Genomic DNA, 22,188 nt, shown 5'->3' on the forward strand with positions numbered 1-22,188 from the left:
ACATAAAACTGCCCATTTTCGGCCGGAGAAGGGCAGTTTTATGTCTGCTCGCGGGGAGAATTGCGGGGCGTGCCCGGGCTCCGGCGATTCGCAGCTTTTTGCCAGGTTGCACGAACGTTGCATGTGACGCACATTACGGTTTGCGTATGTCCGGTTATCGCGCCCTCTTCGACGCCAGCATCAACGACCCGGCCACCTTCTGGGCCGACGCCGCCAAGGCGGTGACCTGGACCCGCGAGCCGCAGCGGATCCTCGACGACTCCAACCCGCCGTTCTACCGCTGGTTCCCCGACGGCGAGCTCAACACCTGCGTCAACGCCCTCGACCGGCATGTCGACGACCGGGGTGAGCAGGCGGCCCTGATCTACGATTCGCCGGTCACCGGGACTCAGCGCAGCTACACCTACCGCGAGCTGCGCGACGCCACCGCCCGGTTCGCCGGGGCGTTGCGCGGGCTCGGGGTCGGCAAGGGCGATCTGGTGGTCATCTACCTGCCGATGGTCCCGGAGGCCGTCATCGCGATGCTGGCCTGCGCCCGGCTGGGCGCGGTCCATTCGGTGGTGTTCGGCGGGTTCGCCGCCCACGAGCTCGCCGCGCGCATCGACGACGCCCGTCCGGTCGTCGTGGTCAGCGCATCCTGCGGGGTCGAGCCGACCCGGGTCGTCGAATACAAACCGATGCTCGACACCGCGCTCGAGCTGGCCGAGCACAAGCCGCGGGCCTGCGTCATCCTGCAGCGTGAGCAGGGGCCGTGTGAGCTGATCGAGGGACGCGACCACGACTGGGCCGAGCTGGTGGCCGGTGCGGCGCCCGCCGACCCGGTGCCGGTCGCCGCGACCGACCCGCTGTATGTGCTCTACACCTCGGGCACCACCGGCAAACCGAAGGGCATCGTCCGCGACAACGGCGGGCATGCGGTGGCCCTGCTGTGGAGCATGCGCTACATCTACGACGTCGAACCCGGCGACGTGTACTGGGCCGCCTCCGACGTCGGATGGGTCGTCGGGCACTCCTACATCGTCTACGCACCGCTGTTGCTCGGTGCGACAACCATTCTCTACGAAGGCAAACCGATCGGCACACCCGACGCCGGGGCGTTCTGGCGGGTTGCCTCCGAGCACAAGGCCAAGGTGCTGTTCACCGCGCCCACCGCGATCCGGGCGATCAAGAAGGAGGATCCCGACGGCACCCACATCGGCCGCTACGACCTGTCCTCGCTCAAGTATCTGTTCCAGGCCGGCGAGCGGCTGGACCCCGACACTTATCACTGGGCGGCCGACCATGTCGGTGTCCCGGTCATCGACCACTGGTGGCAGACCGAGACCGGGTGGGCCATCGCCGCCGACCCGATGGGTGTGCAGGCCATGCCGGTCAAGCCAGGGTCGGCGACCGTGCCGATGCCCGGATACGACGTGCGGGTGCTGCGTCCGGACGGTTCGGTGTGCGATACCGGCGAGGAGGGCGCGATCTGCATCAAGCTGCCGCTGCCGCCGGGCACCCTGCCGACGCTGTGGGGTGCCGACGATCGCTATGTGGCGTCCTATCTTTCGGCGTTTCCGGGCCACTACCTGACCGGTGACGGCGGATACCTGGACTCCGACGGCTACCTGTTCGTGATGGGACGTACCGACGACGTCATCAATGTGGCCGGGCACCGGCTGTCCACCGGGTCCATCGAGGCGGTGCTGGCCGAGCACCCCGCGGTGGCCGAGTGCGCGGTGATCGGGGTCTCCGATGAGGTCAAGGGACAGGTGCCGCGCGGATTCGTGGTGCTCAAGTCCGGCGCGTCGCCCGACGGCCTGTCCGCCGAGCTGGTCGCCGCGGTGCGGGAGAACATCGGTGCGGTAGCGGTTTTCAAGACCGTCGACGTGGTGGCGGCCCTACCCAAGACCCGGTCCGGCAAGATCCTGCGCAAGACCATGCGCGGTATCGCCGACGGCCGTGAGGAGCCGGTGCCCTCCACGATCGAGGATCCGTCGGTGCTCGAGGCGCTCAAGTCCGTGCTGCAGCGCTGATTTCTTCTGCCGAGCAGACATAAAACTGCCCCTTTTCGCGTGAAATGGGTCAGGTTTGTGTCTGCTCGCGGAGAAAGATGCGGGCGCTACGGACGCGAGGCGCGGTGCCAGGCCCGGTTGCCCAGCAGCCGCAGACCGTTGAGCGCCACCAGGATGGTCGACCCCTCATGGCCGGCGACGCCCAGCGGTAATGGCAAGTGCCCGAACAGATCCCAGGCGGCCAGCACCGTGATGACGGTCGCCGCGATCACCAGGTTGGCGATGACCATCCGGCGGGCCCGCCGAGCCAGCGCGAGCACGGCAGGCACGGCGTCGAGCTCATCGCGGATGGTGACGACGTCGGCGGTCTGCACCGTCAGGTCGGCACCCGAGCGGCCCATCGCCACCGAGGTGTGCGCGGCCGCCATGGCCGGTGCGTCGTTGACGCCGTCGCCGACCATCAGCACCCGTCGACCCTCGTCCTCAAGTCCGCGCACCACGGCCGCTTTTCGGTCCGGCAGTAGCCCGGCCCGCACATCGCCGATGCCGATGTTGCGCCCGATCCGGTCGGCGGCGCGTTCGTTGTCACCGGTGAGCAGCACCGGCGGATGCGGGGTGAGTGCGGACAGCCGGGCCACCACCGGCCCGGCGGCGGGGCGGACCCGGTCGGTCAGGCCGAGCACCCCGACCGCCGCACCGGCCACCGTGACGACGACGGCGGTACCGCCGTCCTCTTCGATCTCACGCACGGCCGCGATGTCGGGCCCCCGGTAGGCGGACGGGCTGAGCACCTCGACGATCGCACCGGCCACCGTGGCCCGCACCCCGCGACCGGGCAAGGCGCTGAAGCCGGTGGCCTCCGGCACGGGTATCCCGCGCGCCCCAGCCTCGGCGACGATCGCCCGGCCCACCGGATGCTCACTGAAATACTCCGCCGCAGAGGCTGTTTCGAGTACGTCGCGACCGTCCAGCGGGACCACGCGGCAGACCTGCGGGATGCCCACGGTCAGCGTTCCGGTCTTGTCGAAGGCCACCACGGAGGTGTCGGCCAGCCGTTCCATGGCGACCGCGGACTTCACCAGGACGCCGTGGCGGCCGGCGTTGGCGACGGCCGACAGTAGCGGCGGCATGGTGGCCAGCACCACCGCGCACGGCGAGGCCACGATCATGAACGTCATCGCCCGCAGCAGGGTGGACCGCAGATCAGCGCCCGCCAGCATCGGCACCAGGAACAGCGTCAGGGTGGCCAGCACCACCAGCACCGAGTAGCGCTGTTCGACCTTTTCGATGAACAACTGGGTCGCGGCCTTGGTCGCCGACGCCCGTGCCACCAACGCGACGATGCGGGCGACCACGGTCTGCGACGGATCGCGGGTGACGGCGATCCGCAACGCCCCCGAGCCGTTGAGGGTGCCCGCGAACACCTCGACGCCGACCTGTTTGGCGGCGGGCAACGGTTCCCCGGTGATCGAGGACTGATCGACGTCGGATGCCCCGGCAGTGACGGTGCCGTCGGCCGGGATCCGCTCCCCCGGCCGGACCAGAATGTCGTCGCCAGGCCGCAGATCGGCAGCGGCGACGGCGTGTTCGGCGCCGTCGGCGCCGAGCCGGGTCGCCTCGGCCGGGGCCAGATCGAGCAGGCCGCGCACCGACCGTTCGGTGCGGGTGGTCGCGACGTCCTCCAGCGCGCCCGAGGTCGCGAAGATGACGATCAGCAGGGCCCCGTCGAACACCTGCCCGATGGCCGCGGCACCGATCGCCGCGACGATCATCAACAGATCCACGTCGAGGGTCCGCCCTCGCAGCGCCCGCAGCCCCGCCAACGCGGGTTCCCAGCCACCGACGGCGTAGCAGGCCAGGTACAGCGCCCAGCACACCGGTTCCGGAGCGCCCGCGAGTTGCCCGGTCAGCCCGAGGAGGAACAGCGCCAGCGCGGCGGCCGCCCAGCGTACCGAGCTCACCGACCACAACCAGGCGAGCCTGCGGCCCGATGGCCGCCCGGTGGCCGATGCGGCGACCGGTGAGCTGACCAAGGCGGTCATCGAGGGTCCCTTCGGGCTGCGAGATGTACGAACGCATATCTTTATACATGTAGAGATTGAAATGTATCAATCCCCACTTGCCTCCCATGTTTGAATGGACGGCATGGGTCACGGAGTGGATGGGCGCCCGCCGGCGGCATCCCTCGATGCCACCTCGGCGGCCAAGGTCGCCGAGACCCTGCAGGCCCTCGCCTCCCCCAACCGGTTGCTGATCCTTACCCGGCTGCGGGAATCGCCGTGCTCGGTGACCGACCTGTCCGCGGCCGTCGGAATGGAGCAACCCGCGGTGTCCAACCAGCTACGGTTATTGCGGGCGCTCGGCCTGGTGGCCGGTGACCGGTCCGGACGCAACATCGTCTACCGGCTCTACGACAACCACGTCGCACAACTCCTCGACGAGGCGGTCTACCATATCGAGCATCTCCGGCTCGGCGCCAGGGACACCCCGGCGTAATACCAGAAGCTGTGCTGGGCAAAGAGATTCACCCGTAGTTCACCGACCCGACAATCGTGGCCGACCGCACCGCGCCAATACCCCCACGATTGCCCAACGCCTTTATTTTCGGTGCGAGCCGAACTATTGTGAAATAGTCATATGTTGATATCTCGCCACGTCCGGCAATTTGCTACCGGGTCACCGGTGCCGTTCGGACAGCTAAGGAGTTGAACAACGATGCGCGTAACTCTCCCATTGAAGGGGTCCTGTACCTGCCACTGCAACGCATGCGACGGCGGCCACCATTGCGGTAACCCCCCGAACTGCAACGCACGGCGCTGACGCCGTAGGTGACCTGCCGCCGGGCAACCCGCGGCAGGTCACCATCCCAGACTCCCAGCCCATCGATCACACCGATCGATCGGGCTTTTTCGCGCTTGTCACCCGTATGCTCGGCCTGTGCTCGCTGCACTGTCATGGGGCCTGCTCGCCGCGTCCTCACTGGTTCTCGGCGCTGTCGCAGGCGTGCTGCGCGACTGGAACCGTCGATTCGTCGGCGTGGTTCTCGGTTTCGGCGCCGGTGCGCTGATCTCCAGCATCTCGTTCGAGTTGGCCGAGGAGGGATTCCGGGCCAGCGGTGCGCTGTCGGTGGCCCTCGGCCTGGCCGTCGGCGCCATCGCTTTCTACCTCGCCGATACCGCCGTCGACCGGATGGGTGGCGGGAACGGGGGACGCACGGCGGGCCTGCCACTGTTGCTCGGGGCGCTCCTCGACGGCATTCCCGAACAGGCGGTGCTGGGCATCGGCATCGCCGGCGGCGCCGGGGTGAGCGTGGCGCTGCTGGTGGCGATCTTCGTGTCCAACCTGCCGGAATCGATCGGGTCGGCCAGTGATATGCGGGCCGCCGGACATCCGGTGCGGCACATCCTCGCCGGCTGGACCGCGATCGCGGCGCTCTGCGCACTGGCCACCGTCGGCGGCTTCGCCCTGCAGCAGGTCGCGGGCACCGCGCTGCAGGGCGGCATCAACGGATTCGCCGCGGGCGCACTGCTGGTCATGCTGGTGGGCTCGATGATCCCCGAGGCCACCGACAAGGCCAGGGAGAACGCGGGGCTGGCCGCCGTACTGGGATTCGCCGTGGCGGCGGGGCTTTCGCTGGCCGGCTGAACCCGACGGTATCGATCGGGGCTCGGATGTTGTTGTCAAAGCGAGACCCGGTGAAGCTGGCGCGATGACGATCCGAGAGTCTACGGTCAATATACGTACGTAGTAACTACGTAGCTATGCCGTGGAGGTCAGCTGTGCGTCGCCGGGAAGTCATCCGCATCGGATGTGTCGTCATGACCCAACTGGCGATCGGCATCTCGGCCCCGACCGCGAACGCCGACCCCGATCAATGGGATCCGTTGCTGCCCCGCCGCCCCAGCGCCGGAGCCCCCGGCGATCCGTTGGCGGTCGCGGGCGCCTCACTCAATGCGACCAGGGTCGCCACCGAGACCACACTGGAACTTGGGCGCAAATTCCTTGGCGGCCTTGGCATCATCGACGATCCCTCGGCCAACGCCGGCGCGCTGCGCACGCGCCGGGTCTACGGCCCGCAGGCGATCGAATACGTCATCCGGCGGGCAGGCACCCAGATCGGCGTGCCGTACTCGTGGGGCGGCGGGAGTGTGACCGGGCCGAGCAAGGGCATCGATTCCGGGGCGGGCACCGTCGGCTTCGACTGTTCCGGGTTGACCCGCTTCGCATTCGCCGGCGCCGGGATCCTGCTCCCGCGATGGTCCGGCGACCAGTACAACGCGGGCAGGCATGTCGACCGGACCCGGGCCAGGAGAGGAGACCTGTTGTTCTGGGGTCCCGGCGGCAGCCAGCACGAGGCCATCTACCTCGGGAGCGGCCGGATGATCGAAGCCCAGCAGACCGGGGTACCGGTGAAGGTTTCCCCGGTACGCCTCTCGGGGATGACGCCCTATGTCACCCGGGTGATCGAGACCTGATCGCATCACGCCCCGGCGGCGCGCTACCGCAGCGCGCTGCCGGCCAGCCATTGCTCCCATGGCAGGCCCCAGTCGCCGTTCTGCCAGACCGGCAGCGGTGTGCCACCGGTGTTGCGGACCTCGAACACGTCCCCGGGGCGGGAGAATTCGTAGAACCATCGCCCGTTGTCGGCGTTGATGTTCAGACATCCGTGCGACGTGTTGGTCGTGCCCTGCGCCCAGACCGTGCTGTCGAGCTGGTCGACATAGATCCCGCTGCTGGTCAGGCGCACCGCGTTGCTGACCGTCAGCTTGTAGCCCAGCCGGGAATCGACCGGCAGCCCGTAGGTGGACGAATCCATCACGACCGGGTCGGCCTTGTCCATCACCGTGTAGACGCCAGGTTGAGTCCAGAACGAAATGTTTTTTCCGGCAACAGTTTCCGACCCACCCATACCCATGGAGGTCGGCATGGTCCGGACCAGCTCACCGTTGCGGTAGACGCGGATCTGCTTGGTGGCGTCGTCGGCGACGGATACGTGGGACTCGCCGATGCGGAACGACACCCGGCTGCCCGGGTCGGCGTCGGCGGTCGCGACGACCCTGGTGCCCGGACCGTAGTAGCTCTGCGGCCGCCAATGAGCATGCCGGTTGTCCATCCAATACCAGGAACCGTCAACGGGTGGAACGGTTTTGACCGAGAGCAGCCTTTCCGCGGCGGCCCGGTCGGCGACGGGTTCGCCGAAGCCGGCCACGATCACGGTGCCGACACCGTACGTCGCACCGTCGACGAGTTCGGCACCCGAAGTCGCGGTGAAGCTGACCCGGGGCCGCTCCTGAGTCGAGGTGGCCAGGGTGTAAGTGCGGCCGTGGCCGAGCAGGGCGCCGGCGGCAACGACGGCGACGAGCACCGGCCAGAGCACCGATTGAATTGGGGCCGAGTGTTTCTGGCGTGATCTCACCGATGTCACAGATGCCTCCAACCCTCCGGCGGCGCGGTGTGTTAGAACTGAATACGTACCTACGGCGTAGATACGTAGATCAGGCTAGCATGGAGGCGCACGGTGACCGGACGGCGAGAAAGCGTCAGCAAGGACCTCATCTTCATCGGGGGCCTTGTCGTCATCGCGGCCGCGCTCATCGCCTACCTGGTGACCCACCCCGACCACGACGCCGCCACCGCGGCCCCCGCCGCGGTGCCGTCGGCGGCGGCTCCGGCGCCCGACGGCACCGGTCCGGACCATGCCCGGGCGGAGCACCGACCGCCCGGCGACCCACTGGCGTTGGGTGACCCCGACGCACCCGTGACCCTGGTGGAGTTCTCCGATTACCGATGCCCGTTCTGCGGCAAGTTCAGCCGCGACACCGAGCACGAACTCGTCGAACGCTACGTCGAGGCGGGCCTGCTGCGCATCGAGTGGCGGGATTTCCCGATCTTCGGACCGCAGTCGATGGTGGCCGCCAGGGCCGGACGCGCGGCCGCCGAGCAGGGCAGATTCTGGGAGTTCAACCGCGCCGTGTACGCGGCCGCACCGGAGCGGTCGAAGGCGGAGCTGACCGAAACCGATCTGGTCGAATTCGCCAGGCAGGCCGGTGTCGCCGACATCGACCGATTCACCGCCGGGATGACGGGAACCACCTTCGATGCCGCGATCAATTCCGATCTGGCACAGGGCACCGGCCTCGGCGTGCCCAGCACCCCGGCATTCCTGATCGATGACGTGCCGATGCTCGGTGCGCAGCCGACCGACGAGTTCGTGCGCGCCATCGACCTGGCATTGGCCGGCCGGTGAGCGGCATCGGACTGTTCGGTGCCTTCCTCGGCGGATTGGCCTCGCTGCTCAGCCCGTGTTCGGCACTGCTGTTGCCGTCCTTCTTCGCCTACGCCTTCGACCGGGTCCAGCTCCTGGTCCGCCGCACCGTCGCGTTCTGGCTGGGCCTGTGCATCGTGCTGGTGCCGTTGGGCGCCGGCGTCGGGGCGCTGGGCAGCGTCATCACGCGGTACCGCGGTGAGGTCACCGTGATCGGCGGGCTGATCCTGATCGGCTTCGGCCTGATGACCTTGCTGGGCAAAGGATTCGGCGTGTCCGCCGCACAACGCGCGACGGCCGGGATCACCATCTCCGGCACGGTGTCGGTATTGGCGCTCGGAGCGGTGTACGGGCTTGCCGGGTTCTGCGCCGGGCCGCTGCTCGGCGCGGTCCTGACCATGTCGGCGATGGGGGCCGACCCGGTCTACGGCGGGCTGCTGATGGCGGTCTACGCCATGGGGATGGCCGCGCCACTGTTCCTGCTCGCCTGGCTGTGGGACCGCTTCAACCTCTCCGGGCGGACCTGGTTGCGGGGCAGACCGGTGCGTCTCGGCCCGCTGCAGACCCACACCACCTCGCTACTCACCGGGGCGGTCTTCATCGGCCTCGGCGCGGTCTTCCTGTTCACCGACGGCACCGCGGGCCTGGGCGGCCTGCTCACCGTCGACGCCCAGTACGACCTGCAGGTCTGGCTGGGCCGGCTGTCGTCGGGCATCGGCGACCCCACCGTGATCCTGGCCGTGGTGATCGCGCTGATCGGGTGGCGGTCGACCCGGTTGTGGCGTCGCCGCCGAAAGGAACAGAGAAGCTACTATCGCGCTACATAGGTTGGACTCACGGGATCGACACAACAGTGGATACGCACCTCGGCGGACGGTAACGGGCATGGGCATAAAAGGATTCGGCGATCTCGAAGCCGTGGTGATGGAGGTGCTGTGGTCGCGTTCGGAGCCCTCGACCGTGCGCAGCGTGCACGATGAGCTCGTCGCCAAGCGCCAGATCGCCTACACCACGGTGATGTCGACGATGGACAACCTGTTCCGCAAGGGCTGGCTGCAGCGGGAGAAGGTCGGGCTGGCCTACCACTACCGGCCGGTGATGAGCCGGGAGGAACACTCCGCTCAGCTCATGCGCACGGTGTTCGAATCCGGCGGTGACAGCGAGCTGATCCTCAACTTCTTCCTGGAGCAGATCGCCGACGACGACTCGGCGAAGCTCCGCCAAGCGCTCAACCGATTCACCGAGGGGCGGTCACGATGAACGCGGTCACCTTCCTGCTCGCCTACGCGGTGGCGCTGAGCTGGCTGGCGCCGGCACTGCTCACCGGCCCGATCTCGGCCGGCGTGGCGCCGAGGCTCTCGGTGGCCGGCTGGCTGGCGGCCGTGGCCACCGCGTCGTTCGCCTGGGTGGCGGCGTCGGTGATCCTGATCGTGGGGGCCGCGCACAGCCTGATCACCCACACCGCGTTGACGTTCTGCGTCGAAACGCTGGGGATCGCCGGCGCGGTGACGTTACCGCCGGCCGTCGCCACGGCCTTCGTCGCCGCGCTGCTCGTCCTCACCGCCACGGTGGCGATCCACACCGCCCACCGGGTCATCTCGGCACTTCGCAGCACCAGGGGCCGCAACCACGAACATGCCGAGGCGGTCCGGATCGTCGGCAGGCCCACCGGGCCCGACGGCGTCGTCACCATCACCGCCGATCGGCCTGCGGCATACTGTGTCGCCGGCCGCGGGCGCAGCGCCATCGTCGTCACCACCGGCGCCCTCGACCTGTTGAACCCGGCCGGATTGGCCGCCGTCCTGTCCCACGAACGGGCCCATCTGCGGGGCCGCCATCACCACATCGTCGCGACGCTGAACGCCATGTCGGCGGCCCTGCCGCGGCTGCCCCTGATGCGCGCCGCCGCGCGGTCGGTCCCGCCGCTGCTGGAGATGTGCGCCGACGACGCGGCCGCCCGCACGCACGGTCGTGGACCGCTGCTGGCCGGTCTCGTCACGCTGAGCACCGGGACGCGCCTGCCCGACGGGGCGCTCGCCGCGGCGGGCACCGCGGTGACCGACCGGGTGCTGCGACTCATGTGTCCCCCGCGCCGCGCCCGCTGGGCCCCGCGGGTACTGTCGCTGGCGGCCGTGGTCGTCGGGACTCCCACCGTGGCCGCCCTGGCGTTCACCCTGTGCACTCTGTGAGGGAGCACCACCGCGCAATGGCGTGATTTATGCCCTCTTGTTTCACAGGTTCCTCTTAAACTGCTAACTTCGCATGAAGTGGGCATCCCCACTGTCGGGGGCCTGCCGTCTATCGGACCACTCAGGAGTGAATGCCTTGAAGATCACGAACACCAGCACTGTGCTGGCCGCCGCGGCTGCAGCCGCGGCGGGAATCCTCGCCAGCGCGCCCGTCGCGCTCGGCGATGCGAGCGATGTCACGACGGCAACCGTCGGCAGCCAGGCACGGCTGGACAACGGCAGCTGGACGGTTGCCGACCTCAAGCCCAGCACCGACACCATCGACTACCCGGTGCGCGGCACGCTGTGGGAGCTCACCGCCACCAATGAGGCGATCGACGGTTCGGTCACCCCGGTCGTGTCCAACTTCAACGTCCGCGCGGCCGACGGCCAGAACTACCGGGCCCTGTTCCAGGTCCCCAGCCCGCACGGGGTCAACCCGGCCACCATCCCGCAGGGTGACAAGACCAGCGGCAAGATCTATTTCGATGTCACCGGCCCACAGCCGACGAACGTCGTCTACAACGCCGGCGGTCGCGACCTGCTGGTCTGGGACAAGCCGGCCGCCCCGGCCCCGGCCCCGGCCGGCAGCGGCCAGAGCCGTTCGGCGTCCCCGGCCGCCACGCAGCCGGTCGCCTCGGCCCCGGCCGCCACGACCCCGGCACCCGCCGCGGCCCCCGCAGGCGCGGCACCTGCCGGCACCGAGGCAGTTCCGGCCGCCACCCCGGCCGGTGCGGGTAGCCGCGCCACCGACCTGCCCGCCGCTACCGAGGGCACCCCGGCCGCCACCCCGGTCGGCACCGAGACCACCGAGGTCCCGCCGGCGGGCACCGAGGCCACCCCGGCCCCGGTCGCCCACGGCACCCCGATCGCCGAGGGTGTGCCTGCCGGTGCGCCCGCCGGTGCCGGTAGTGCCGCCACCGCGATCGCGCCCGCCGAGGGGGCACCGGTTCCGGCAGGCACCGAGGCCGTCCCGGCCGGTGCCCCGGCCCCGGCCGCACCAGCCCAGCCGGCCCCGGCCGCTCCGGTCCCGCCTGCTCCGGCAGCTCCGGCTCAGCCGGCCGAACCTGCGCTGATCCCGGCCGGAACCCAGCCGACCACCCCGGTGGTCCCGGCCCCTGCGGCGCCCACCACCGCTCCGGTCAGCAGCCACGGCCCGGCGAACTGACCCGAGACACCACGGCAACGGCCGAACGCGGACTTCCGCGTTCGGCCGTTGTCTTGTCCGTAGTCTCGCGGGCGATCAGTGCGACGCGACCGACAGCGCGATGCCGTCGAGAATGTCGTGTTCGCTGACCACCAGCTCGTCGATGCCGGCCCGCTCACCGAGCACCGCGGCCAGCTCCTCGACGATGATGGCACCACCGCCGATCACATCGGCCCGGCCATGATGCATCGGCCCGAGGGCCAGCCGCTGGGCCTTTGTCATCCCGATCAGCTCGTCACAGACCCGCAGTAGATCACCGAAACCTATGCGGGACAGGTGAATCGCCTCGGCATTGTATTCGGTCATGCCCTGCGCCAGCGCCGAGAGCGTGGTCATGGTGCCGGCCACCCCCACCCAGGTATGCGCCCCGTCCACCGGCACGGCCCGCAGCGCATCGGCGAGCCCGTCCCGGACCACCGCCCTGGCGTCGGCGATCTCGGCGGCGGTCGGCGGATCGGAGTGCAGACACCGTTCGGTCAACCGGACACAGCCGATATCGGCCGAGAAGCTGGCCTGCACACCGCCCGCCCCCAGCACCAGTTCGGTCGAGCCGCCACCCAGGTCGACGACCAGGAAAGGACCTGTGCCGGAGTCGAGTTCGCCAACGGCGCCACGGAAGGACAACTCGGCCTCCTCGGTGCCGGTGATCACCTCCGCCGCGGCCCCGTCACCCACCACCGTGCCCAGAATGCGCGACGTCATCGCGAAGAACTCGTCGCGGTTTCCGGCGTCCCGTGCGGCCGAGGTGGCCACCATCCGGACCGCGGACACCCCGTGCCCGATCATCATCTCCGCGTAGTCCGACAACGCGGATTCGGTGCGGGCCAACGCTTCCGGTGCGAACTCTCCGGTCGCGTCGACGCCCTGCCCGAGCCGGACGATCCGCATCTCGCGGTGCACATCGACCAGTCCGCCGTCGACCACGTCGGCGATCAGCAGCCGGATCGAGTTGGTGCCACAATCAATTGCCCCGACCCTGTTCACAACCACACCTCAGCTTCCAGGATTCCGGCCATCGCGGGTTCGCCGGCCAGGATTGCCAGCGCCTCATCTCCGAAAGGGTTGACCCCCGGGCCTTTTGCCAGCGAATGCGCCATCACCACGTGCAGGCATTTCACCCGGTCCGGCATGCCGCCGCCGCTGAACGTGGTGCCCAGCGACTCGATCGCATCGCGCTCGGCGAGGTAGGACTCGTGTGCGGCCCGATAAGCCGCGGCCAACTCCGGATCCTCCTGCAGCCGTTGCGTCATATCGCGCATCAGACCCGAGGACTCCAGCCGGCTCGCGGCCGCCGTCAGCACCGGATGGGTCAGGTAGTACAACGTGGGAAACGGTGTGCCGTCGGGCAATCGGGGCGCGGTACGCACCACACCGGGTTCACCGTTGGGGCAGCGGTAGGCGATCTCGAGCACCCCGCGCGGCTCACGGCCCAGCTGTCGCGCGACGGCCTCGATGTCGGCGGGGTCAACCACCGGGAGCGGGGGGCGGCGGGCCGCCGGTCGAACCGGGCGCGGGGGGCGGACCACCCGGGGCGGGCAGCGGTGGAATGGTCGGTGTCACCCCGTGCGGCTGATCGGCGATGGTGTGCCACAGCGAGGTGTACCAGGGCTGACCGGCGGGCACCGTCGAGCCGGGCAGGGGTGCGCCCGGATCGGCAGGCACCGCGGCGGTCGGCGGCAGCTGCACCTGATACGGCGTATCGCCGGGCATCACGAAGCCGAGCCGCTCCCTGGCCTGGGCCGCGACGAACACCGGGTCGGCCAGCTTGACCTTCTGCTGCTCGAGCTCGGCGATCTGGCCCCGCAGCAGCTGCTCGCTGGCCCGCAGCTGCTTCATCTCGGTGCGCTGCGCGAAGTAGGTGCGGACCGGCCCGGCGATGGTCAGCGTCAGCACACACACCACCGCGGCCAGGATGGCCGCGCGGCGCGCGGCCGAACCGAACCGCTGCTCGGAGGCCAGCTCGGCCTGTTGCTGGGCCTGGACCGCGATCGCCGTGGTGACGTCCTCGTCGGCGACCGGCTCGGCCTGCGCGGACCGGGCCTCGCTCAGCCGACGCCGCGCCTGCCCGGCCTTCGGCCGGTTCGTCCCGCCACCCTTACCCGGCCTACCGGGTCTGGAGGCCGGGGAACGCCGCTTCGGGTCGGGCATATCGGGTGGGCCGCCTGCCGGCTATTTGGCCTCGAGCCGAGGGAACGCGAGGTCACCGGCGTAGCGGGCGGCATCGCCGAGGGTCTCCTCGATCCGCAGCAGCTGGTTGTATTTGGCCACCCGTTCGCTGCGGGCCGGGGCACCGGTCTTGATCTGGCCGCTGCCCACCGCGACCGCGAGATCGGCGATCGTGGTGTCCTCGGTCTCGCCGCTGCGGTGGCTCATCATGGTGCGGTAGCCGCTGCTGTGCGCCAGCGACACGGCGTCCAGCGTCTCGGTGAGCGTGCCGATCTGGTTCACCTTGACCAGCAGCGCATTGGCGGCGCCCTTCTCGATACCGTCCTCGAGGCGTTCCGGGTTGGTGACGAACAGGTCGTCGCCGACGAGCTGGATCCGGTCGCCGATCGCGGTGGTCAACGCGACCCAGCCGTCCCAATCGTCCTCGGACAGCGGATCTTCGATCGACACCAGCGGGTAGGACTCGATCAGGCCGGCATAGAACTCGGCCATCTGCTCGGCGGTGCGGGTTTCCTTCTCGAAGGCGTAACCGGTGCCCTCGGTGTAGAACTCGGTGGCCGCCACGTCCAGCGCCAGCGCCACATCGGTACCCAACTTGAGACCGGTGGACTCGATGGCCGACGAGATCAGGTCCAGCGCGGCCTTGGTGCCGGCCACATCGGGAGCGAAGCCGCCCTCATCGCCGAGGCCGGTGGCCAGCCCCTGCTCCTTGAGGACCGATTTGAGCGCGTGGTAGACCTCGGCGCCCCAGCGCAGTGCCTCCTTGAACGACGGCGCACCGATCGGGGCGACCATGAACTCCTGCACGTCCACCCCGGTGTCGGCGTGGGCGCCGCCGTTGACGATGTTCATCATCGGCACCGGCAGGATGTGTGCGTTCGGCCCGCCCACATAGCGGAACAGCGGCAGCCCGGCCGATTCCGCGGCGGCCTTCGAAACGGCCAGCGAGACACCGAGGATGGCGTTGGCGCCCAACCGCGACTTGTCCGGTGTACCGTCCAGGTCCAGCAACGCCTGATCGACGAGACGCTGGTCGTCGGCGCTGAATCCGATCACGGTGGGTGCGATCTCGTCGAGCACGGCCTCCACGGCCTTCTGCACGCCCTTGCCGCCGTAGCGGGCACCGCCGTCACGCAGCTCGACCGCCTCATGCTCACCGGTCGACGCACCGGACGGCACCGCGGCCCTGGCGAACGTGCCGTCGGTCAGGGCCACCTCGACCTCGACCGTCGGATTGCCGCGCGAATCGAGGATCTCGCGGGCTCCAACCTGCTCGATGATGGACACTGGCTACTCCTTGTGGCGTTGTATACGACATCGGGCGTGCTTGGCGTTCCTGCATGAGCCTAGAGCCTGACCCTGGCGACGGCGTGTCAGAGGGGGTGGCCGGACGCGTACGCGGTCGCCCAGTCCCGCACCGCGCGCGCGTACTGCTCGGAGTTGTTATAGGCCTTGAGCGCCTTCATCCAGCCCCGCGGGCTGGACAGATCCTTGCCGTACCAGCACAGCAGGCCGGCCGCCGACAGCGCGGCATCGTCGAAATTGTCCGGGTCGACCTTGCCGTCGTTGTTGGCGTCGACCCCGAAATGACCCCAGGTCTCCGGGATGAACTGCATCGGCCCCATCGCGCGGTCCAGGTGGGCGTCCCCGTCCAGGCGGCCGCCGTCGGTATCGGGGATGTGCAGATTGCCCGACGTCCCGTCCAGCTGCACACCCCGGATGGGTGGGGTGACGTCGCCGTCCGGCGTCACCATGGCGCCCCGGTAGGTGCCGTGGTGGCTTTCGACCATCCCGATACCGGCCAGCGTCGGCCATCTGACCGCGCAGCTCGGGTTCTCCACCTCGGCGACCCGGGCGGCGTACGCGTAGGCCTCGAGGGCGTTGACGGGCATGTCCAGCGCGGGCGCCCGGGCCGCCGCCCATTCGTGGAGCTGATCGGCGGGCCTGCCCTTGGCGTAGGTGTCGATCGCGGGTATCTGATCGCCGGCCGGCGGCGGCACGCCCTCGGGAATCGGGGTGCCGAGCTGCCACGAACAGCTGGAAGCCATCAGCAGTGCTGTCGCTGCCACCACCGCGACAGCCCGCAGCCAACGACCTGGCGACACCGGACTCCCTCAACCCCACTCTGATTCGACGCCCATCGTCCCATGCGATCGGATCGTTGCGGCGCCCGACGGCCCCGGGGAGATCGTGACCTTTCGACGACCACCCCCCTGCTAAGGTGAGCCACGCCTTGCTATGGCTAGCCAAGGCTACGATTTTTACCCAGGTCTAGCGAGGACGCGTTGATGACAGCCATCGCAGACGTTCCGACCAGCACGCTGGCCGCATCCAACGTCACATCACAACTGTTCGGCAGCGGTTTGATCGGCCTCAGAGAAGGCCTGGAAGCTGCCATCGTGGTGTCGATTCTGGTCGCGTTCCTGGTCAAATCCGACCGCAGGGATGCGCTCAAATGGGTGTGGCTGGGAGTCGGCGCAGCAATCGCCATGACCGTCACCATCTTCCTGGTGATCCAGTTCGGGGAGAACACCATCAGCGGCCTCGGCGCCGAGGCCATCGCCGGGGTCGCCTCGCTGATCGCCGTCGTCATCGTCACCACCATGGTGCTGTGGATGCGCAAGGCCGCGGCGTCCATATCCGGGGCGCTGCGCAGCGATATGTCCCAGGCCCTGCAGACCGGTGGCCTCGCCGTCGCCCTGCTGGCCTTCCTGGCCGTCGGCCGTGAGGGCGTCGAGACCGCGCTGTTCATGGTCGGCTACGCCGAAGCCGAGACGCTGTGGCCGCTGACCGGGCTGATCATCGGCGTGTTGATCGCCGCCGCGATCGCCTACGGCATGTACGCCGGCGCGGTGCGGATCAACCTCGCGAAATTCTTCAAATACACCGGCATCTTCCTGATCGTGGTCGCGGCCGGGATCCTCGCCTACGGGATCAAGGCGCTGCAGACGGTCGGCTGGCTGCCCGGGCTGGGCACCGTCGCGTTCGATATGAGCGGCGCCTTCGACTGGTCGGCCTGGTACGGCGAGATCATCCAGGGCGTGTTCAACATCGACCCGACGCCGACGGTGCTGCAGTTCGTCGCGTGGCTGGCCTACATCGTCGTCGTGCTGGCGGTATTCCTGAAGCCGGTCCGCCCGGCGACCGACGCCACGCCCGGTGCGCGCGCTTCCTCCGAGCCGAGTGTCGACCCGGAGACCTCCACCGAATCCGAAAGGTCGACCAAGTGAAGATCACCCCTGCCGTGAAGACGGGAGTCGCGGCCACTGCCGCGCTGCTTGCCGGTTTCTCCCTGGCCGGCTGCCAGGCCAAGGAGTCCGCGCCGAGCGGCGATGGCGGCGGCGAGAAGGCCGGCCAGATCACCGTCGACGCCTCCGACAGCGAGTGCAAACTGTCCGGCACCGAGGCCGCGACCGGGCCAAGCACCTTCGTCGTCACCAACAGCGGCAACAAGGTCACCGAGTTCTACGTCTACGGCGAGGGCGAGCGGGTGATGGGCGAGGTGGAGAACATCTCCCCCGGTCTCAAGCGCCAACTCATCGTGCAGCTGACCGAACCCGGCACCTACCAGACCTCGTGCCGGCCCGGCATGGTCGGCGAGGGCATCCGCGGCGACTTCACCGTCACCGGTGAGGCCGTGCAGGTCGACACCGAGGGCAAGTTCAAGGAAGCCGCCGACAGCTACAAGCGGTACGTGAACAGCCAGACCGACGCACTGATCCCGTCCACCGAGGCGTTCGTCGCCGCCGTCAAGGCCAAGGACGTCGACAAGGCCAAATCGCTGTTCCCGACGACCCGCACCTACTACGAGCGCATCGAACCGGTCGCCGAATCGTTCCCCAATGACCTCGACCCGCGCATCGACCTGCGTGAGGCCGACCTGGAGCCGGGCCAGAAGTGGACCGGTTTCCACGCGCTAGAGAAGCAGCTGTGGGTCGGCGGCCTGCAGCCCGACGCCAACGCGCTCGCCGACCAGCTACTGGCCGACGTCAAGGAACTCGACGCGGGCGTGAAGGCACCCGACTGGACGATCGACTCCACCCAGATCGCCGGTGGCGCGCAGGGGCTGCTCGACGAGGTCTCGATCAGCAAGATCAGCGGCGAGGAGGACATCTTCAGCCACACCGACCTGTGGGATTTCAAGGCCAACGTCGAGGGCTCGCAGACCGCCGTGGCCTCGGTGCGCCCGATCCTCGACGAGCGTGACGCCGAGCTGGGCAAGCGCGTCGATCAGCGCTTCAGCGAGGTGGAGGCACTGCTGGAGAAGTATCGTGAAGGCGATGGTTTCGTGTCCTACGACAAGGTGACCGAACCGCAACGCCAGGAGCTCTCGCGGGCCATCGACGCATTGAGCAAAGAGGTGAGCCAGGTGCAGGGTGTCATCGCCCACCAGTGATCCCGCGTCTGATCCTGCGTCGGGTATCTCGCGGCGCAAGCTGTTCGGCGCGGCGGGGGTCACCGCGGCGGTAGTCGGTGCGGCCAGCGCGGGTGCGCTGGCCGGCCGCGCTTCCGCGGCCAGCACCGCGACCGGCCAGCTGCAGGGGCCGGTGCCGTTCCGAGGTGACCGGCAGGCCGGCATCATCACCGAGGCGCAGGACCGGATGCACTTCTGCGCGTTCGACATCACCACCGACAACCGCGAGGACGTCGTGGCCCTGCTCAAGCAGTGGACCGAGATGGCCGAGCGGATGACGCGGGGCGAGGAGACCGAGGACGGCGGTGCGGTGGACGGCAACCCGTACGCGCCGCCCTCGGACACCGGAGAGGCCCTGGGACTGCCCGCCTCACAGCTGACCCTGACCATCGGGTTCGGGCCGACGTTCTTCCTCAAGGACGGCAAGGACCGGTTCGGCGTCGCCGATCGCAAGCCCGCCGAACTGGCCCCGCTGCCCAAGTTTCCCAACGAGACGATGGATCCGGCGAAATGCGGCGGCGATATCTGCGTGCAGGCCTGCGCCAACGATCCCCAGGTCGCCGTGCACGCGATCCGCAACCTGGCCCGGGTCGGATTCGGCACCGTCGCGGTGCGCTACTCGCAGCTCGGGTTCGGCCGTACCTCCTCGACCACGCGGGATCAGGCCACGCCACGAAACCTGTTCGGATTCAAGGACGGGACCGCCAACATCAAGGCCGACGAGACCGACCTGCTCGACAAGAACGTGTGGGTGGCCGACGGCGACGGACCCGAATGGCTGACCGGCGGCAGCTATCTGCTGACCCGGCGCATCCGGATGCGCATCGAGAACTGGGACCGCACCACGCTGCTCGAGCAGGAGCGGGTGATCGGGCGGCAGAAGGGCAGCGGCGCGCCCAACGGCCTTGCGGACGAGTTCGAGGAGCTGAATTTCGACCTGGCCGACGACAAGGGCACTCCGCTGATCGACAAGGACGCCCACGTGCGGCTGGTGTCGCCGGAGAATCTCGGCGGTATCGAAATCCTGCGGCGCGGTTACAACTTCACCGACGGCTCGGACGGATTCGGCCACCTCGACGCGGGGCTGTTCTTCATCGCGTTCGTACGCAGCCCGGAGAAGCAGTTCATCCCGATGCTGGGCGAGATGTCGCGCAAGGATGCGATGAACGAGTACATCACCCATACCGGCACCGCGGTGTTCGCCTGCCCGCCCGGGCTGGCCGAAGGTGATACGTCGGCCTACTGGGGTTCGACGTTGTTCAACAAGAGCTGACTCAGCCTGGTGGTGGTCGCGACACCGTCGTCGTAGCCGCCTTCGCCGTTGAGCCCGTTCATGATCGCCAGGGTGTAGCGCTGCCGGGGCCCGGCGAAACCGACCGAGTTGACCACCCAGCCGCCCTGCTCCTGCGACCAGCCGTTCTTGTTGCCCGGCGCCATCGCCGGGCCGGCACCCCATACGCCCCACTGCTGATCGGGGCCGACCTTCTGCATCTCGGCGACGACGGCGGCGGCATCGGACGGATTCAGTTGGGTGAGAGCATGGTTCATCAGCCGGTCGAGGTCGTTGGTGCTGGACTTCTGGAAACCCCAGTACGGGAACACATCTCCGAATCCGGGCTGTGGGCGCAGGTCGGTCATGCCGTAGCGCGGGAAGTCCGCGTTGAAGGCCGTGTGGTCGGGTCCGCCGTAGCGCTCCCACAACGAATCTGCGGCGGCGTTGTCGGAGTCCCGCAGCATGTTCACCATGAGCTGACGGTCATTGCCCGACAGGCGCAGCGCACCGGCACGTTCGCGGGTCAGCAGATCGACGACCATGGCCAGTTTGATCGTCGACGCGGTCCAGATCATGGCACCGGCATTCGCATTCGCATAGCGCGCACCGGTCGCCCGGTCGCGCAGCACATAGCCGACGGTGCCGGGCCGCGACGCCAGATAGTCGTCGGCCGCGGCGATCCGCGACCGGATGTCGGCGCTGTCGGCGTTGGCCGGTGACGCACCGGTTCCCGCGGCGATGACGAGCAGCGCCGCGATCGCCAGCATCCGCAGGGCCTTCACGGGCACACGCCCTTTCACTCGTCTGATCGGCGTGCGCCACGTTAGGTGTGGGCGAGGGCATCGGGGTCATCCCCCGCGGCCGCAGACCGGACCGAAACCCGGACGAGACAGCCTCGTGATCACCAGCGCCGGTCTCCCAGGTCCGGTCCCGCGGGTCTGTAGTCACAGCAGTCACACCCGCACCCGCCTGGAACGGGGTGCCGACCTGCCCGGCTGTCAGCGACAATTCAGCGACAATCGCCACTTGCGCACTATGGGCCCCGTTCGTCACACGGCCGATCAATACTCACGTCACTGAGGCCTCATCGGCCTCGTACGTCACCGATTTCGGCTTGCCCGGCTATTAGCGACAGTGTCGCTGATAGCGCGGGCACACCCGTTGCCTCAATTGCGAATGCCCGCCTGGGGCATGTCGTTCTGCGATGAGGGCCGGGTTGGCTGCGGCCGGCTCATGTGGTGAGCGGCCTTGACGACGCGGTGTGCCCGGGTTGTCGGGATCGTGACGGTGATGCCGTTCCCGACCTCCACGGCTGCCACGTCGAGCAGAAGAACTGGACGGCCGCGCCGGTCATGCCCAGCCCTCAGCGACACTGTCGCTAATAGCCGGGCATCCCGAAATCTGTTGCGTACGAGGCGGATGAGGTGTCAGTGACGTGAGTAAAGACCGTAGCTGTGGCGAGCGGGGTTCACGGTGCGGATGTGGCGATTGTCGCTGAAAAGTCGCTAACAGCCGGGCAGGTCGGCACCCGTTCCGGTGCGGCTGTCAGTCAGGGGCCGGTTCGGTCGCTCAGGTCGGATCCGGGTTCGTCGGCAAGCTCGTCCTTGTCGGCATGCTCGTCCCCGTCGGTGGGGCCGGACTCGGCGTCCTCGGTGGGCTCGGCGTCATCAACCGGCTCGGGCTCCCCCGCCAGCTCCTCCCCCGGCCAGTACTCCCGCCACTCGTCCTCGGTGATGGTGCCCAGCGGGGCGACGTCGAGTTCCTCTGGCACATCTTCACCGCGCCGCCCGGCTGCCACATCGGACTCCACCCGGCGCACCGTATCCATGAACGCCAAAACGGCTGTGCGCAAATCATTCTCGGTATCGACCTCGGCCGACACGGTCACTTCGGTGAGGGCCGCGGGCACCAGATCCGACGGCAGACCGGCCTGACCGGCCCGGGCCAGAACCTTCTGCGCCAGTGCGAGCGCGGGCTGGCCGGTCGGCACATCATCCATCGACGACCCGCGAGACCGCACCTTGTGTTCCTGCGCCTTGCGCTCCTCCCACTGGGCCAGCTGCTCGTCCAGCGAAATCGACTCCCCGGCAAGGACCGCCGGCACCCGGTTACCCAGTTTGCGCACCAGCGCATCGGCCACATCGTCGATATTGAACGGATGCTGTGGGGCGTCCTCGGCGATCCGCGCGTGGAACAGCACCTGCAGCAGCACGTCCCCGAGCTCCTCGCGGAGTTCATCGGCGTTGCCGCCGCGCACCGCGTCGAACAGCTCGTAGGTCTCTTCCAGCAGATAGCGCCGCAGCGAATCGTGGGTCTGCTCGCTCTCCCACGGCCCGGCGGTACGCAGCTTGTCCATCATCGCCACGGCGTCGAGCAGCCGCTCACCGGACTGCGCCTCGGGTGCGGCGATCAACCGGGCTCCGGCGGCCAGTCGGGCCTTGACCGCCGGATGCTCCGGGTCCGAGGACAGCAGAACCGGAGCATCCTCCCCGTCATAGGCGGGCCGGGCGGCGGGCAGCGACCACGGCACCTTGACCGGCATCTCCTCGGTGTACTGCACATCACCGGTCAGATGTTCGATCGCATCGACGGGAATCAGGGACGGGCGGCGGGGGTCGACCAGGACGACGGTCATCGGGCT

Annotated in this window: 21 protein-coding genes; 12 read left to right on the forward strand and 9 right to left on the reverse strand. The window is 68.8% G+C overall.

Annotation, left to right across the window (positions count from 1 at the left end):
* Positions 1-146: 146 nt before the first annotated feature.
* Positions 147-2,015, forward strand: a complete 1,869-nt coding sequence (locus ACWDTP_RS12805; protein ID WP_450020133.1) for a propionyl-CoA synthetase — start codon at positions 147-149, stop codon at positions 2,013-2,015.
* Positions 2,016-2,101: 86 nt separating this feature from the next.
* Here the strand turns inward: ACWDTP_RS12805 and ACWDTP_RS12810 are convergent, their stop codons facing one another.
* A complete protein-coding gene (locus ACWDTP_RS12810) occupies positions 2,102-4,036 on the reverse strand; it encodes a heavy metal translocating P-type ATPase (RefSeq protein WP_450020135.1) in 1,935 nt (644 codons plus the stop codon).
* A gap of 103 nt (positions 4,037-4,139) precedes the next feature.
* Between ACWDTP_RS12810 and ACWDTP_RS12815 the strand changes: the two genes are divergently transcribed.
* The 3 genes from ACWDTP_RS12815 (at position 4,140) to ripB (ending at position 6,469) form a co-directional block, all read left to right on the forward strand.
* Positions 4,140-4,490 carry an ArsR/SmtB family transcription factor gene (locus tag ACWDTP_RS12815; RefSeq protein ID WP_450020137.1) on the forward strand — a complete coding sequence of 117 codons (351 nt, stop codon included), beginning with the start codon at positions 4,140-4,142 and terminating at the stop codon, positions 4,488-4,490.
* A 441-nt stretch (positions 4,491-4,931) separates the two neighbouring features.
* Positions 4,932-5,639: a ZIP family metal transporter gene (locus ACWDTP_RS12820; RefSeq protein WP_450020139.1), complete on the forward strand. Its 708-nt coding sequence runs from the start codon at positions 4,932-4,934 to the stop codon at positions 5,637-5,639.
* A 116-nt stretch (positions 5,640-5,755) separates the two neighbouring features.
* Entirely contained in the window at positions 5,756-6,469 is a 714-nt protein-coding gene (gene ripB / locus ACWDTP_RS12825; RefSeq protein WP_450020141.1) for an NlpC/P60 family peptidoglycan endopeptidase RipB, read from the forward strand.
* Positions 6,470-6,492: 23 nt separating this feature from the next.
* Here the strand turns inward: ripB and ACWDTP_RS12830 are convergent, their stop codons facing one another.
* Complete coding sequence (locus ACWDTP_RS12830; RefSeq protein ID WP_450020205.1) at positions 6,493-7,380, reverse strand: L,D-transpeptidase; 888 nt, start codon at positions 7,378-7,380, stop codon at positions 6,493-6,495.
* 132 nt (positions 7,381-7,512) lie between these two features.
* Between ACWDTP_RS12830 and ACWDTP_RS12835 the strand changes: the two genes are divergently transcribed.
* The 5 genes from ACWDTP_RS12835 (at position 7,513) to ACWDTP_RS12855 (ending at position 11,655) form a co-directional block, all read left to right on the forward strand.
* Positions 7,513-8,241 carry a DsbA family protein gene (locus tag ACWDTP_RS12835; protein WP_450020143.1) on the forward strand — a complete coding sequence of 243 codons (729 nt, stop codon included), beginning with the start codon at positions 7,513-7,515 and terminating at the stop codon, positions 8,239-8,241.
* Positions 8,238-9,086 (forward strand): cytochrome c biogenesis CcdA family protein, encoded by an 849-nt coding sequence (locus ACWDTP_RS12840; RefSeq protein WP_450020144.1) that lies wholly within the window; start codon positions 8,238-8,240, stop codon positions 9,084-9,086. The genes ACWDTP_RS12835 and ACWDTP_RS12840 overlap by 4 nt, the downstream gene beginning before the upstream one ends.
* A 58-nt stretch (positions 9,087-9,144) precedes the next feature.
* Entirely contained in the window at positions 9,145-9,519 is a 375-nt protein-coding gene (locus ACWDTP_RS12845) for a BlaI/MecI/CopY family transcriptional regulator (RefSeq protein ID WP_450020146.1), read from the forward strand.
* Positions 9,516-10,448 (forward strand): M56 family metallopeptidase, encoded by a 933-nt coding sequence (locus ACWDTP_RS12850; protein WP_450020148.1) that lies wholly within the window; start codon positions 9,516-9,518, stop codon positions 10,446-10,448. Before ACWDTP_RS12845 ends, ACWDTP_RS12850 begins: the two co-directional genes overlap by 4 nt.
* 136 nt (positions 10,449-10,584) lie before the next feature.
* The gene (locus tag ACWDTP_RS12855; protein ID WP_450020150.1) at positions 10,585-11,655 is read left to right on the forward strand and encodes a DUF1942 domain-containing protein; all 1,071 of its coding nucleotides are present in this window, start codon (positions 10,585-10,587) and stop codon (positions 11,653-11,655) included.
* 75 nt (positions 11,656-11,730) lie between these two features.
* On the opposite strand, the gene ACWDTP_RS12860 is transcribed toward ACWDTP_RS12855, so the two are convergent.
* The 5 genes from ACWDTP_RS12860 to ACWDTP_RS12880 all read right to left on the reverse strand — a co-directional run bounded on the left by ACWDTP_RS12860 (position 11,731) and on the right by ACWDTP_RS12880 (position 15,965).
* Positions 11,731-12,678, reverse strand: a complete 948-nt coding sequence (locus ACWDTP_RS12860) for a Ppx/GppA phosphatase family protein (protein ID WP_450020152.1) — start codon at positions 12,676-12,678, stop codon at positions 11,731-11,733.
* Complete coding sequence (locus ACWDTP_RS12865; RefSeq protein ID WP_450020154.1) at positions 12,675-13,166, reverse strand: DUF501 domain-containing protein; 492 nt, start codon at positions 13,164-13,166, stop codon at positions 12,675-12,677. Before ACWDTP_RS12865 ends, ACWDTP_RS12860 begins: the two co-directional genes overlap by 4 nt.
* Positions 13,159-13,842, reverse strand: a complete 684-nt coding sequence (locus tag ACWDTP_RS12870; protein ID WP_450020156.1) for an FtsB family cell division protein — start codon at positions 13,840-13,842, stop codon at positions 13,159-13,161. The genes ACWDTP_RS12865 and ACWDTP_RS12870 overlap by 8 nt, the downstream gene beginning before the upstream one ends.
* Before the next feature lie 21 nt (positions 13,843-13,863).
* Entirely contained in the window at positions 13,864-15,147 is a 1,284-nt protein-coding gene (gene eno, locus ACWDTP_RS12875) for a phosphopyruvate hydratase (protein ID WP_450020158.1), read from the reverse strand.
* 86 nt (positions 15,148-15,233) lie between these two features.
* The gene (locus ACWDTP_RS12880; RefSeq protein ID WP_450020160.1) at positions 15,234-15,965 is read right to left on the reverse strand and encodes a lytic transglycosylase domain-containing protein; all 732 of its coding nucleotides are present in this window, start codon (positions 15,963-15,965) and stop codon (positions 15,234-15,236) included.
* 183 nt (positions 15,966-16,148) lie between these two features.
* Here ACWDTP_RS12880 and efeU point away from each other — a divergent pair, with 183 nt between their 5' ends.
* Genes efeU through efeB form a run of 3 tightly spaced genes read left to right on the forward strand, consistent with a single transcriptional unit; the run spans position 16,149 to position 19,547 of the window.
* The gene (gene efeU, locus ACWDTP_RS12885) at positions 16,149-17,090 is read left to right on the forward strand and encodes an iron uptake transporter permease EfeU (protein WP_450020162.1); all 942 of its coding nucleotides are present in this window, start codon (positions 16,149-16,151) and stop codon (positions 17,088-17,090) included.
* Positions 17,087-18,256, forward strand: coding sequence for an iron uptake system protein EfeO (gene efeO, locus ACWDTP_RS12890; protein ID WP_450020164.1), 1,170 nt, complete (start codon positions 17,087-17,089; stop codon positions 18,254-18,256). Before efeU ends, efeO begins: the two co-directional genes overlap by 4 nt.
* On the forward strand, positions 18,237-19,547 hold the full coding sequence (gene efeB, locus ACWDTP_RS12895) for an iron uptake transporter deferrochelatase/peroxidase subunit (RefSeq protein ID WP_450020166.1): 1,311 nt from the start codon (positions 18,237-18,239) through the stop codon (positions 19,545-19,547). The genes efeO and efeB overlap by 20 nt, the downstream gene beginning before the upstream one ends.
* Here efeB and ACWDTP_RS12900 read toward each other — a convergent pair.
* On the reverse strand, positions 19,514-20,314 hold the full coding sequence (locus tag ACWDTP_RS12900; RefSeq protein WP_450020206.1) for a serine hydrolase: 801 nt from the start codon (positions 20,312-20,314) through the stop codon (positions 19,514-19,516). The genes efeB and ACWDTP_RS12900 overlap by 34 nt on opposite strands.
* Positions 20,315-21,096: 782 nt before the next feature.
* Positions 21,097-22,182, reverse strand: coding sequence for a nucleoside triphosphate pyrophosphohydrolase (locus tag ACWDTP_RS12905; RefSeq protein WP_450020168.1), 1,086 nt, complete (start codon positions 22,180-22,182; stop codon positions 21,097-21,099).
* Positions 22,183-22,188: the final 6 nt, after the last annotated feature.

Source organism: Mycobacterium sp. NPDC003449 (assembly GCF_053588415.1).